16 protein-coding genes are annotated in these 12111 nt (G+C 32.2%); 11 read left to right on the top strand and 5 right to left on the bottom strand.

What is annotated here, in order from left to right:
- The first annotated feature begins 8 nt into the window (after nucleotides 1-8).
- Genes ACKTST_RS01255 through ACKTST_RS01275 form a run of 5 tightly spaced genes read left to right on the top strand, consistent with a single transcriptional unit; the run spans nucleotide 9 to nucleotide 4494 of the window.
- On the top strand, nucleotides 9-875 hold the full coding sequence (locus ACKTST_RS01255) for a YicC/YloC family endoribonuclease (protein WP_408045979.1): 867 nt from the start codon (nucleotides 9-11) through the stop codon (nucleotides 873-875).
- Nucleotides 876-877: 2 nt separating this feature from the next.
- A complete protein-coding gene (gmk, locus tag ACKTST_RS01260) occupies nucleotides 878-1459 on the top strand; it encodes a guanylate kinase (protein WP_408045980.1) in 582 nt (193 codons plus the stop codon).
- A 40-nt stretch (nucleotides 1460-1499) separates the two neighbouring features.
- Nucleotides 1500-2084, top strand: coding sequence for a nicotinate (nicotinamide) nucleotide adenylyltransferase (gene nadD, locus ACKTST_RS01265; protein WP_408045981.1), 585 nt, complete (start codon nucleotides 1500-1502; stop codon nucleotides 2082-2084).
- A 49-nt stretch (nucleotides 2085-2133) separates the two neighbouring features.
- Nucleotides 2134-2997, top strand: a complete 864-nt coding sequence (locus ACKTST_RS01270; protein ID WP_408045982.1) for a M23 family metallopeptidase — start codon at nucleotides 2134-2136, stop codon at nucleotides 2995-2997.
- Nucleotides 2998-4494 carry a GH3 auxin-responsive promoter family protein gene (locus ACKTST_RS01275; RefSeq protein ID WP_408045983.1) on the top strand — a complete coding sequence of 499 codons (1497 nt, stop codon included), beginning with the start codon at nucleotides 2998-3000 and terminating at the stop codon, nucleotides 4492-4494.
- A gap of 2 nt (nucleotides 4495-4496) precedes the next feature.
- Here ACKTST_RS01275 and ACKTST_RS01280 read toward each other — a convergent pair whose 3' ends face one another.
- The 4 genes from ACKTST_RS01280 to ACKTST_RS01295 all read right to left on the bottom strand — a co-directional run bounded on the left by ACKTST_RS01280 (nucleotide 4497) and on the right by ACKTST_RS01295 (nucleotide 7593).
- Nucleotides 4497-6059, bottom strand: coding sequence for a S41 family peptidase (locus ACKTST_RS01280; protein ID WP_408045984.1), 1563 nt, complete (start codon nucleotides 6057-6059; stop codon nucleotides 4497-4499).
- A complete protein-coding gene (locus tag ACKTST_RS01285) occupies nucleotides 6046-6477 on the bottom strand; it encodes a deoxycytidylate deaminase (protein ID WP_408046165.1) in 432 nt (143 codons plus the stop codon). The genes ACKTST_RS01280 and ACKTST_RS01285 overlap by 14 nt, the downstream gene beginning before the upstream one ends.
- Nucleotides 6478-6542: 65 nt before the next feature.
- Nucleotides 6543-7124 (bottom strand): HupE/UreJ family protein, encoded by a 582-nt coding sequence (locus ACKTST_RS01290; protein ID WP_408045985.1) that lies wholly within the window; start codon nucleotides 7122-7124, stop codon nucleotides 6543-6545.
- Nucleotides 7125-7131: 7 nt separating this feature from the next.
- Nucleotides 7132-7593: an Lrp/AsnC ligand binding domain-containing protein gene (locus tag ACKTST_RS01295; protein ID WP_408045986.1), complete on the bottom strand. Its 462-nt coding sequence runs from the start codon at nucleotides 7591-7593 to the stop codon at nucleotides 7132-7134.
- 190 nt (nucleotides 7594-7783) lie between these two features.
- Here ACKTST_RS01295 and ACKTST_RS01300 point away from each other — a divergent pair, with 190 nt between their 5' ends.
- From ACKTST_RS01300 to ACKTST_RS01320, 5 genes are read left to right on the top strand one after another with little or no spacing between them, the layout of a single operon-like run.
- Complete coding sequence (locus ACKTST_RS01300; protein ID WP_408045987.1) at nucleotides 7784-8260, top strand: DUF2975 domain-containing protein; 477 nt, start codon at nucleotides 7784-7786, stop codon at nucleotides 8258-8260.
- A gap of 10 nt (nucleotides 8261-8270) precedes the next feature.
- Nucleotides 8271-8786 (top strand): DUF2975 domain-containing protein, encoded by a 516-nt coding sequence (locus tag ACKTST_RS01305; RefSeq protein ID WP_408045988.1) that lies wholly within the window; start codon nucleotides 8271-8273, stop codon nucleotides 8784-8786.
- A 2-nt stretch (nucleotides 8787-8788) separates the two neighbouring features.
- The gene (locus ACKTST_RS01310; protein ID WP_408045989.1) at nucleotides 8789-8995 is read left to right on the top strand and encodes a helix-turn-helix domain-containing protein; all 207 of its coding nucleotides are present in this window, start codon (nucleotides 8789-8791) and stop codon (nucleotides 8993-8995) included.
- A gap of 28 nt (nucleotides 8996-9023) precedes the next feature.
- Nucleotides 9024-10280 (top strand): Y-family DNA polymerase, encoded by a 1257-nt coding sequence (locus ACKTST_RS01315; RefSeq protein WP_408045990.1) that lies wholly within the window; start codon nucleotides 9024-9026, stop codon nucleotides 10278-10280.
- Nucleotides 10281-10282: 2 nt separating this feature from the next.
- Nucleotides 10283-10720 carry a LexA family protein gene (locus ACKTST_RS01320; protein ID WP_408045991.1) on the top strand — a complete coding sequence of 146 codons (438 nt, stop codon included), beginning with the start codon at nucleotides 10283-10285 and terminating at the stop codon, nucleotides 10718-10720.
- A 92-nt stretch (nucleotides 10721-10812) separates the two neighbouring features.
- On the opposite strand, the gene ACKTST_RS01325 is transcribed toward ACKTST_RS01320, so the two are convergent.
- Nucleotides 10813-11223 carry a BrxA/BrxB family bacilliredoxin gene (locus ACKTST_RS01325; RefSeq protein WP_408045992.1) on the bottom strand — a complete coding sequence of 137 codons (411 nt, stop codon included), beginning with the start codon at nucleotides 11221-11223 and terminating at the stop codon, nucleotides 10813-10815.
- Nucleotides 11224-11338: 115 nt separating this feature from the next.
- Here ACKTST_RS01325 and ACKTST_RS01330 point away from each other — a divergent pair, with 115 nt between their 5' ends.
- A complete protein-coding gene (locus ACKTST_RS01330) occupies nucleotides 11339-12097 on the top strand; it encodes a TerB family tellurite resistance protein (RefSeq protein ID WP_408045993.1) in 759 nt (252 codons plus the stop codon).
- The last annotated feature ends 14 nt before the right edge of the window (nucleotides 12098-12111 follow it).

Raw genomic sequence — 12111 nt, forward strand, 5'->3', positions numbered from 1 at the left:
CCGAAGTTATGATACAATCTATGACGGGGTACGGTAAATCTGTACTACATCTGCCTTCTAAAAAAGTTACGATAGAAGTTAAATCGTTAAACAGTAAAAATTTAGATTTAAACACACGAATTCCTTCTTATTACAGAGAAAAGGAATTGGATGTTCGTAAAAAACTAGCGAGTAGTTTAGTGCGAGGTAAGGTAGATTTTTCTATTTATGTAGAAATGACTGCAGATGAAACTTCAACTACGGTTAATACTGGTGTGGTTCGTGAGTACATGCAACAGTTAAGAAATGTAACTCAAGTAGGTTCTTCTGATGATGTAGAATTGATGAAGATGGCAGTTAGAATGCCTGATGCGTTAAAAACAGAGCGAGAAGAATTAGATGATGAAGAATGGAAGCAAATTGATGCTCATATTGATGAAGCTCTAAAAGAAATCATTCAATATAGAATTGATGAAGCAAAATCGTTAGAAGAAGATTTTAAAACGAGAATTTTTAATATCAAAGAAGCGTTAGAAAATGTAAAAGAGTTAGATGGTGAACGAATCGAAAACGTAAAAGAGCGTTTGCAAAAAGCGTTAGACGATTTAAAAGTTGAGGTAGATGAAAATCGTTTTGAGCAAGAATTAATTTACTACTTAGAAAAGTTAGATATCAACGAAGAAAAAGTTCGTTTAGCGAATCATTTAGAGTATTTCTTAGAACAGTTAGCAACTGAAGATTCTAACGGAAAAAAATTAGGTTTCATCGTTCAAGAAATTGGTAGAGAAATCAACACCACAGGTTCTAAGGCTAATTTTGCACCGATGCAAAAATTAGTTATTCAAATGAAGGATGAGTTAGAAAAAATAAAAGAACAAATTTTAAACGTTTTATAAAAATGACAGAAGAATTTAAAGGGAAATTATTTGTGTTTTCAGCTCCATCAGGTTCAGGAAAAACAACCATTGTTCGTCATTTATTGGCACAAGAACGTTTTAATTTAGAGTTTTCTATTTCAGCAACTTCTAGAGCTCCAAGAGGTGAAGAAGTTGATGGAAAAGATTACTATTTTATTTCTGCAAAAGAATTTAAACAAAAGATTAAAAACGATGAGTTTTTAGAGTGGGAAGAAGTATATCGTGATAATTTCTACGGAACATTAAAAACCGAAGTTGAACGTATCTGGGCTCAAAAAAAACATGTAATTTTTGATATTGATGTTGTTGGGGGGTTGCGTATAAAAAAGAAGTTTCCAGAAGAAACTTTGGCAGTTTTTGTTAAACCACCTAGTGTTGACGAGCTTAAAATTCGTTTAAAGAAAAGAAGTACCGAAAGTGAAGATAAAATCAATATGCGTATAGCAAAAGCTTCGGTAGAGTTGGCAACTGCACCACAGTTTGATAAGATTATAAAAAACTACGATTTACCTGTAGCTTTACAAGAAGCAGAAGATTTAGTTGATAGTTTTTTAGGATTATAAAAGTAGGATTCAGGAGAAGAGTAAGAAAGTCATTGAGGTTATGAAAAACATAGGATTGTATTTCGGAACTTTTAACCCAATTCATATTGGGCATTTAATTATTGCGAACCACATGGTTGAAAATTCAGATTTAGATGAAATCTGGATGGTGGTTACGCCTCATAATCCATTTAAAAAGAAAAGCTCGTTGTTAGACAATCATCACAGGTTAGAAATGGTGTATTTAGCAACCAAAGAATACGATAAAATTCAACCTTCTGATATAGAGTTTAAACTTCCGCAACCTAACTACACAGTAAATACCTTAGCTCATATTTCTGAGAAACATCCCGATTATAATTTTAGCATTATTATGGGGGAAGACAATCTAAAAAGTTTTCATAAATGGAAAAATTACGAAGCTATTTTAGATGATTATAACATATATGTATATCCGAGAATTTCAGAAGGAATTATTGAAACTCAGTTTGATAATCATGAGAAAATACATAGAGTTAACGCGCCAATTGTAGAAATTTCATCTACCATGATACGAAAGGCAATTAAAGAAGAAAAAAACTGCAAGCCACTACTGTCTTATCAAGTATGGAAATACATTGATGAGATGAATTTTTATAAAAAATAGATTCGCCACTTTTTCGTTGTATATTTGAAGACCAAACTAGTATACTAAAGTGGCAAAGACGAAAAAACAACGAAAAATAAAACAAAAACTTACCGATAAATACAGGTTGGTAATTTTAAATGAAGACACATTTCAAGAACGTTTTTCTTTAAAATTATCACGATTAAATGTGTTTGTTTTTGGAGGGATTTTTTCAGTACTACTTATTGTATTAACAACTTTACTGATTGCATTTACAGGAATACGCGAATATATTCCAGGGTATTCTTCAACCGCATTAAAAAAGAAAGCGACAAAATTAACTTATGAAGCTGATTCTTTAAAAAATAGATTAGCGATAATAGAAAGTTACACTAGAGCTTTAAAGCCAGTGTTAACAGGTGAGATTGAGCCAGAAAAAATAGATTCAATCACCAGTGAAATACAAACAATTACTGTTGATGAAAATAAGTTGTTAGCAACGAAAGAAGATTCTTTGTTTAGAGAAAAAATTGAAAATAAAAACCTTTTTCCTTTATATCAAGGAGGAAATAGTAAGGCAAAAATTGTTTTCTTCTCTCCCTTAACAGGAAACATTTCGCAATCTTTTGATGTAAATGAAAAGCATTACGCTATTGATATTGTAGCACAAACAGGAACACCAGTAAAATCAGTAGCTGACGGAACTGTTATTTTAGCTGAATGGACTGCAGAGACTGGTTATGTGTTAACAATTCAACATGCTAACGAATTTATTTCTGTGTACAAGCATAACGGAACCTTGTTAAAACAGCAAGGAGATGTAGTAAAATCGGGTGAAGCAATAGCAAGTGTAGGTTCTACAGGTGAATTAACAACGGGTCCACATCTACATTTTGAATTATGGAACGACGGATTTCCCGTAAACCCAATAAATTATATAGATTTTCAGTAAATGAGTATAAAATCAGTAATAGCAATTCCTTTTGCCAAAATAATACGAAAGCAAGTATATAAATGGGCAAATAATCCGCATAAAACCCAAGAAAAAGTATTTCAATATTTAGTAACTGAAGGATGTAAAACTGCATTTGGGAAGGATCATGATTTTATTTCTATCAATAATTATGAAGACTTTAAAAAACGAGTTCCTGTTAATGATTATGAAGGATTGCGTTCGTATGTAGATAGAGTTGTTGCTGGTGAAGAAAATGTACTATGGAAAGGAAAACCGTTGTATTTTGCTAAAACTTCAGGAACCACATCTGGTGCAAAATATATTCCGATTAGTAAAGAGTCGATGCCTACACATATTTCAGCAGCACGTAACGCTTTGTTATTTTATATTGCTGAAACAGGCGATGCTAGTTTCGTTAATGGGAAAATGATTTTTTTACAAGGGAGTCCGGTGCTAGAAGATAAAAACGGAGTGAAACTAGGACGTTTAAGTGGAATTGCAGCGCACTATGTTCCGAATTATTTATTAAAAAATCGTTTACCGAGTTGGGAGACCAATTGTATTGAAGATTGGGATACAAAAGTTGATAAAGTTGTTGAAGAAACGTTGCCAGAAAATATGACGGTTATCAGCGGAATTCCGTCGTGGGTGCAGATGTACTTTGAAAAACTGATTGAAAAAACAGGAAAGACAGTTTCTGAGATTTTTCCAAACTTCAATTTTTTCGTTTATGGTGGTGTAAATTTTGAACCTTATAAAAATAAATTTGAAGCCTTAATAGGTAAGAAGATAGATTATGTAGAGTTGTATCCAGCATCCGAAGGATTTATCGCATATCAAGATTCTCAAACCGAAAAAGGAATGTTGTTGCAGCTTAATTCAGGGATATTCTATGAATTTATTCCTGCTAATGAGTTCTTCGACGAAAACCCTACAAGAATCTCACTTAAAGATGTTCAATTAGGGGTTAATTATGTGATTATTTTAAATACTTCTGCAGGTTTGTGGGGATATAATATTGGAGATACAATTGAGTTTACTTCGTTAAAACCCTACAGAATAAAAGTTACAGGTCGTATCAAACATTTTATTTCAGCTTTTGGAGAACATGTAATTGGGAAAGAAGTAGAAAAGGCACTTAATGATGCAATTAAAGGAACTGATGTTAATATTAGTGAATTTACCGTAGCTCCTCAAGTAAATCCAAAAAGCGGATTACCGTATCACGAATGGTTTATTGAGTTTGAAAATGAGCCTGACAACTTAGAAGAATTAGCGTCAAAAATTGATGCTTCTATGCAAGAGCAAAATGTGTATTATTTTGATTTGATTGCAGGTAAAGTTTTACGTCCGCTTATTATTAGAAAAGTTAAAAAAGGTGGTTTCCATGAGTATATGAAATCAATTGGTAAATTTGGTGGTCAAAATAAAATCCCGCAACTTTCTGATAACAGAAAAATAGCAGATGTATTAAGTGGTTTTTTAGTTGAGTAAGTTTAGTTAGCTTCTAACTCAAATACTTTTTGAAGCATTTTATCATCTTGATGATCTACTTTATACAAGCCTTCATCATTAAATAATTCACGTGCAATAAGAATTTTTAAGTTGTTCCTAAGTTGGTTTTTTGTTCTTTCAGAAACCCTGTAGTCTCTCATTTTTCTTAAAAATTTATCAGAAACACTATGATCTTTGTCGAAGTTTTTGATGAAATCTTCTACTGTTATTTTTGATAGTTTTTTTCGATTGTTATCAACATAAGAAAAAGCAAAATCGTTTAACGGACGGAAGAAAATTGTTGGAATGTACGCTGTGGTGTCTACAGCAACAAAATAATCAGGAATAATTCCGCCACCACCGTACACTATTTTTCCTTTAGGTGTTGTAAACTTTAAACTGTCTATGGTTTTAATACTGTCTTTACTAAATAGTTCTCCGTTTTCTAAACGAATATTAAAATCATGATCGTATTCTTCTGATGAAGTTTCGTCTTTATATGGTTTTTGAATAGAGCGACCTGTTGGGGTGTAATAACGAGCTGTGGTTAATCTCACTGCAGAACCATCACCTAAATCCATTTCTTGTTGTACCAATCCTTTACCAAAAGAACGACGCCCAATAATAATTCCTTTATCGTTGTCTTGTAAAGCTCCTGCAACAATTTCAGATGCTGATGCAGAGTTTTCATCAATCAATACATACAATCCACCGTGCTCAAAATCGCCTTTTTCAGTTGCGAAAGATTCTATAACATCGCCTTTGTTATTTTTGGTGAAAACGATGAGTTTATCATCTTCTAAAAATTCATCAACAATATCATTAGCAATATCAATAAAACCACCACCATTTCCACGAAGATCTAATACTAAATCAGTCATTCCTTTGGTTAAAAGTTTATCTAAAGAAGCTTTAAATTCAATATAAGTGTTACGTGCAAAACGATCGAGTTTTATGTAACCAATACTGTCGTTTAGCATGTAAGCAACATCAACACTTTTAATGTTTACTTTTCCTCGATTTATGGTGATATCGAAAATACTGTCGTTTGTTTTTCTGTAAATCTGTAAATCAACCTTAGTATCTGGTTTTCCTTTTAAGGCTTTCATTATTTGTGCTGTTTGTAAGCGTTTTCCAAACAAGGTATCTTTGTCGGCAAGTAAAATTCTATCTCCAGCTTTAATTCCAGCTTCAATACTTGGTCCTCCTTTAATAGGTTCTATTACGGTAATAGTATCACCAATCATACGAAACTGAACTCCGATTCCTACGAAGTTTCCTTGCATGTTTTCGGTTACGAGTTGTAAATTTTCTTTTGGAATATATACCGAGTGCGGATCAAGCTTACCTAGCATTTCGGCAATAGCACCGTCTAATAAATCATCGGTATTAACGTCATCAACATAATCACTTTCAATATAATCGATCAAACGTTTTATTTTACGTTCGCTAGAAGTGCTTTTACTGATAAGGTTACTTGTATTTCCACCGCTAAAAAAAGTTCCGATAAGAATACCGAAAACTACTGCGATAGAGAAATATATTGGTAAATTATTCTTGTTCATTTGGTAAATACGTCAATTCAACACCTGCTTTTTCTAAGAAATCTAACCCAGATCGGTCTTTATATGCATTTGCATATACAACACGTTTTATACCAGCTTGGTGTATTAATTTGCTACACTGTTGGCAAGGTGATAAGGTGATGTATAAAGTGGCGCCTTTGCACGATTGTGTTGATGCCGCTACTTTTAAAATAGCATTGGCTTCGGCGTGCAAAACATACCATTTGGTATAGCCTTCTTCGTCTTCGCAATAATTCTCGAAACCAGAAGGAGTACCATTATAACCGTCAGAAATAATCATTCTGTCTTTAACAATTAAAGCGCCCACTTTTTTACGAATACAGTGTGAAAGTTGTGCCCATTCGTTTGCCATTTTTAAATAGGCAACATCGTATTTTAATTGTTTTTTACTCAAAATAATTGGTGTGATTTTTCTTAGATGAGCTAAGGTAACTAGATTTGAATTAGATAGACGTTAATTTTTTACCAAAAAACACGATCGAACATCATTTGTAAAGCAAAACCGATTACGATAGATGAAGTAATTAAAATCCAATCGCGACGATTTACAGTAAAAATAGATTGTACCAAAGCTCCAATTAATAAAATTCCTAAAACAATAATGATTTGCGCTACTTCTACTCCTAATGCAAACTCTACTAAAGGAAAGAATTTGTCAGAAGTTTTGCCAATCATCATTTTAAAGTAGTTAGAAAAACCTAATCCGTGAATTAATCCGAAGAACAAGGCAAAAAATAAGTTTTGATTTTCTTTACCTACTGATGCTTTCTTAGCGGTTAACACATTCATTACTCCTGTAATAAAAATGGTTAACGGAATTAAAAATTCAATTAAATCTGCTCGTACATTTAAAATTCCATAAGCCGAAAGTGCTAGTGTTATTGAATGTCCTATGGTAAATAATGTGATTAGCCATAATACTTTTGTCCACTGCTTAAATTGATATACTACAGCTAACACGATTAAGAATAAAATATGGTCGTAGGCTTTAAGGTCAAGTACATGAAATAAGCCCATTTTAAAGTAGAAGATAAAATCGTTCATTCGGGGTTTAAATTTTTATTTGTCGGTCTATTTGTTGGTCTAAAGATATAAAAGTTTCGGTTCTTGAAACCCCTTTTATAGTTTGAATATCTTTGTTTAACAGATGCATTAAATCTTCGTTGTTTTTACATAAAATTTTAATGAAGATAGCGTAGTTACCGGTAGTATAATGGCTTTCTACAACTTCAGGAATATCTTTTAAACGTTTAATTGCTGAAGAGTATAAACTAGCAGAATCTAAGAAAACCCCAACAAAAGCGGTTGTTGTATAACCTAATGCTTTCGGGTTTAAAACCATTTTGTAGCCTTCTATTAAATCAGACTCATCTAATTTACGTAAGCGTTGGTGTATTGCCGCTCCTGATATTCCTACTTCACGAGCAATACTTAATATTGGAGTTCGCGCGTCTTCAACTAACCGTTTGATAATAATTTTATCAATTCCGTCTATTTTTAATTTCTTACTCATAAAACAAATGTAAGGAAACTTTATTTATCATTAAAAAATAAAAAATTATTGTTTTTCAATAATTTTATTATATTTGCTTCGTCATTAAATAATAAAATTGAGAATGAAAACAACATTAAGTATTTTAAAAATATTTTGCACGTTACTACTGTTAAGTGCAAGTATAAATTTTTTTGAAAAATTGTATAAAGTGATACATCACATTGTTTATGGAGGAAGTAGAATAAAAGTGTTTAAGCTCGAAATTCCAGAGAGTTTTCATGATGAGTATTATCATCTTTTAAATTTTATTGCTTTAGCATTGGTACTTTATTTTATATATCTAATTCTAGAGTTTAGAAAGGTAATATTTAAGTTTTCAAAAAATAGTGTTTTTACTCAAGAGAATAGTCAACGTTTACGAAAAGTTGGAAGAGGATTGGTTATTTATGGAAGTATAATTTTGTGTATTACGATAATTTTAGGTTTGGCAATTGATGGGAGTAATTCAGGTATAAATGCAAATTCAAATCCAGCTTTCAGTATTGGATATATATTTGGATATACAATAGGAGCCTCAATAAGTAAAGTGCTGCCAATATTTGTGGTTGCTTTATTTGTACAGTTTATATCTTTTTTAGTAGTAAAAGGTAATGTTTTACAAGAGGAAAATGATTTAACAATATAAAAAACAGAAAATGAAATCAGAAAAAATATTAAAAGGAATGCATATTATTGCTTGGATAGTTTTTGTAGGATTATTAATTAAATCAGGCTCTATATTAGTGTCTTATTTAGTGAGTATTAAAAATCCAGAGGCAGCTAAAAATCTTTTTGGAGGGTTAAACTTATTTGAGTATAGAAATTTTGATTTTATACAATACACATTTATAACTATGTATAAAGTAGGTTTGTTTTTAATTGAAGCTTATATAGCTTTTTTAGTAACTAAATTGTTGGCAAGTTTGAATTTAAAAAAACCATTTAATAGCAATGTGTATTTTTTGATGAAAAAAATTAGCTATGCTATACTTTATTTATGGGGGGTGGCGATAATACACAACGCTCATGTTAGGTTTATTGGAAGAAGGTATAATTTTTCAATGGATTTATTTTCGAGTGATTTTATCTTTTTGGCGGGAGTTATTTTAATTTTTTCTCAAATAGTAAAAAAAGGAATAGAGATTCAATCTGAAAACGACTTAACAATATAATTATGGCAATCATTGTAAACTTAGATGTAATGCTTGCTAAACGAAAAATGAAGAGTAAAGAGTTAGCAGAAATTGTGGGAATCACTACTGCAAATTTATCAATCTTAAAATCAGGAAAAGCCAAAGCAATTCGTTTCTCAACATTAGAAGCTATTTGTAAAGCATTAGATTGTCAACCAGCGGATATTTTAGAATTTGTAGAGGAGTAAAAACAGAAGATTCTGTACCTTTACAACTATGTATGCGTTGGTAGATTGTAATAACTTTTATACCTCTTGCGAACGGGTTTTTAATCCGAATTTGCAAGGGAAACCCGTGGCTATTTTAAGTAACAACGATGGGTGTGTTATTTCAATGAGCGATGAAGCAAAAGCGTTAGAACTACCTTTTGGGGCGCCTATTTTTAAATGGGATCAATTTTGTAAAAACAATAATATCTCGGTGCTATCATCAAATTATCCATTGTATGGAGATATGAGTGCTCGAGTAATGAAAATTTTAGAACAATTTTCTCCTGATGTTGAAATATATTCTATCGATGAAGCTTTTTTGCAATTTAAAGGTTTTGATAATTGTGATTTTGATTCCTATGGAACAAAAATTAGAAGTACAATTTTACAATGGACAGGTATTCCTACCTGCGTTGGTATAGCTCCAACGAAAGCCTTGAGTAAAGTAGCCAATAAAATTGCACGAAAGTTTTTAAAAGAAACAGGAGGAGTATATGTAATCGATTCCGAAGAAAAAAGAATCAAAGCATTAAAATGGATTCCGATAGAAGATGTTTGGGGAATAGGAAGAGGAATTCAAAAACGATTAAAAGCGAAAGGATGTACGAAAGCATACGATTTTACGCAGCTAGATGACGATTGGGTATTGAAAAACTTATCGATAACTGGTTGGAAGTTGAAAAAAGATTTAGAAGGAGAATCTAAAATACTACTAGACGAACCCACAACTAAAAAGGCAATTGCAACGACCCGAAGTTTTGAATATACATTTTCAGATTTAGACAATATTAAAGAAAGAATTTCTACGTTTGCAGCGAGTTGTGCAGAAAAATTACGCAAGCAAAATTCGAGTTGTCATATGGTAATTGTAATCTTACGAAGCGATTATCATAAGAAAGACAAAGAACAACATCGAGCGAGTAAAACGGTAGTGTTTCCGTATCCAACAAATTCAACATTAACTATTTGTAAAAGTGCTGTGCAAGCAGTAACTACTATTTTTAAAGAAGGAATACACTATAAAAGAGCTGGTGTAATTGTAACAGGATTAGTGCCTTCAGACAATTATCAGTTAGATATGTTTGTGGGTGAAAACCCGAAACATGTTTCTTTAATGAGTGCGATTGATAAAATTAATCGAACATATAAAGCAGATAAGATTAAATTAGCCAATCAAGATTTGCAACGTACTTGGAAGATGCGTCAAGAACGATTGTCACCTAAGTACACGACGAATATTAACGATATTATCAAAGTAAAGTGATTATGAATACATCAGAAGCATTGACTTTTTTCTTGCCAAAAGAGCTGAGTGAAAGTGAAGGAGCTATTTTTATGGATATTGGTATTTCTGCTGGATTTCCTTCTCCTGCAGATGATTTTAGAGAAACACGTATTTCGTTAGATGAAGAATTAATTAGAAACAAAGAAGCTACTTTTTTTGCACGCGTAAGTGGGCAATCGATGATTGGTGCGGGTTTAGAAGATAATGATTTATTGGTGATTGATAGAAGTATTCCGCCAACCAATAACAAAATTGCGGTTTGTTTTTTAGATGGAGAGTTTACTGTAAAGCGTTTACGAGTAGAAGGAGGTGAGGTTTGGTTAAAACCTGAAAATCCAGATTATCCAATCATAAAAATTACTGAAGAAAATAATTTTATCATTTGGGGAATTGTTACCAATGTAATTAAGAAAGTATAGCGTAAAGTTATTTAGAAAAGTAAAAATCCAGCAATTTGCTGGATTTTTTTGTCTTTGTTCGTTTATCTAAAAGTCTTGTTTCTAAAAAAAGATTAACAAAACTCGTCGTAAGCAGCTGCTAAATTTTGTGCGATAGCCTCAGCAGAACGACCTTCAATATGATGACGTTCTAACATGTGTACTAAATTACCATCTTTAAATAAAGCAATTGCAGGTGATGATGGAGGAAAAGGAATCATATATTCTCTTGCCTTCGCTGTAGATTCTTTTTCTACTCCTGCAAAAACAGTAGTTAAATGTGTAGGAGTTTTATCTGCTCCTAAAGAAGCGATAGCTCCTGGTCTTGCAGTACCTGCAGCACACCCACAAACTGAATTTACCATTACTAAAGTTGTTCCTTCTTTTGCTAAAGCACTATCAACATCTTCAGCAGTATATAAAGCTTCAAAACCAGCATTAATTAATTGGTCACGCATTGGTTTTACTAATTCTTCTGGATACATATTTTTGAATTAAATTTTGATGCAAAGATACTGCTTTTCATGGCAAGTGTCAACCAAAAATAGTCATGGTTAAAGAAAGCTAAAGTTTTATCTTTGTGCTTTCTAAAAATTAAGAATGGGAAAATTTGCAAAATGGCTCGGTGCAGGAGCTGGTTTTACTTTAGGAGGACCTATTGGTGGAATTATAGGGTTTGTTGTTGGTAGTTTTATTGATGGAGTTTCGGTAGAGGATTTTACACAAGAACAACAAGAATATCAACAAAGGCAACGTCAAGGCACAAGAGGAAGAGCAACTTCAGGTGATTTTGAAATCAGCTTACTAATATTAGCGTCGGTAGTTATAAAAGCTGATGGTAGAATTGATAGAAGAGAGTTGGATTATGTTCGTATGTATTTTGTGAAAATGTATGGTAAAGAACGAGCTAATCATGCATTTAAGCTGTTTAACGGAATTATCAAAAAGCAAATTTCAACGCGTCAGGTATGTTTGCAAATTCGTCAGCACATGTCGCATTCTACTCGATTACAGTTACTACATTTTTTATTTGGAATAGCTCAAGCAGATGGTCAAGTAACAGGTTCTGAAGAACAAGAAATTAGAAAAATAGCAAGTTATTTGTATATCAATGAATACGACTATGTGTCTATAAAAGCGATGTTTTATAACGAATCAGATAGCGCTTATAAAATGTTAGAAATTACAAAGCAAGCAAGTGATGATGAGGTAAAGAAAGCTTACCGAAAAATGGCAAAAAAATACCACCCAGATAAATTGCAAAATTTAGGAGAAGAACATAAAAAAGGCGCGAATGAAAAGTTTCAAAAAATTCAAGCAGCTTACGAACAAATTAAAAAGGAGAGAGGTTTAAGCTAGTTTTTGAAATAAAC

This window comes from Tenacibaculum crassostreae, from assembly GCF_964512405.1.
In the GTDB taxonomy this organism is placed as follows: Bacteria; Bacteroidota; Bacteroidia; order Flavobacteriales; family Flavobacteriaceae; genus Polaribacter; species Polaribacter crassostreae.

Coding starts and splice junctions, on each gene's coding strand:
- ACKTST_RS01305 (WP_408045988.1), top strand. CDS start 8,271: ATGAAATCAGAAAAAATATTAAAAGGAATGCATATTATTGCTTGGATA.
- ACKTST_RS01295 (WP_408045986.1), bottom strand. CDS start 7,593: ATGAGTAAGAAATTAAAAATAGACGGAATTGATAAAATTATTATCAAA.
- ACKTST_RS01315 (WP_408045990.1), top strand. CDS start 9,024: ATGTATGCGTTGGTAGATTGTAATAACTTTTATACCTCTTGCGAACGG.
- gmk (WP_408045980.1), top strand. CDS start 878: ATGACAGAAGAATTTAAAGGGAAATTATTTGTGTTTTCAGCTCCATCA.
- ACKTST_RS01275 (WP_408045983.1), top strand. CDS start 2,998: ATGAGTATAAAATCAGTAATAGCAATTCCTTTTGCCAAAATAATACGA.
- ACKTST_RS01325 (WP_408045992.1), bottom strand. CDS start 11,223: ATGTATCCAGAAGAATTAGTAAAACCAATGCGTGACCAATTAATTAAT.
- ACKTST_RS01320 (WP_408045991.1), top strand. CDS start 10,283: ATGAATACATCAGAAGCATTGACTTTTTTCTTGCCAAAAGAGCTGAGT.
- ACKTST_RS01255 (WP_408045979.1), top strand. CDS start 9: ATGATACAATCTATGACGGGGTACGGTAAATCTGTACTACATCTGCCT.
- nadD (WP_408045981.1), top strand. CDS start 1,500: ATGAAAAACATAGGATTGTATTTCGGAACTTTTAACCCAATTCATATT.
- ACKTST_RS01310 (WP_408045989.1), top strand. CDS start 8,789: ATGGCAATCATTGTAAACTTAGATGTAATGCTTGCTAAACGAAAAATG.
- ACKTST_RS01280 (WP_408045984.1), bottom strand. CDS start 6,059: ATGAACAAGAATAATTTACCAATATATTTCTCTATCGCAGTAGTTTTC.
- ACKTST_RS01330 (WP_408045993.1), top strand. CDS start 11,339: ATGGGAAAATTTGCAAAATGGCTCGGTGCAGGAGCTGGTTTTACTTTA.
- ACKTST_RS01290 (WP_408045985.1), bottom strand. CDS start 7,124: ATGAACGATTTTATCTTCTACTTTAAAATGGGCTTATTTCATGTACTT.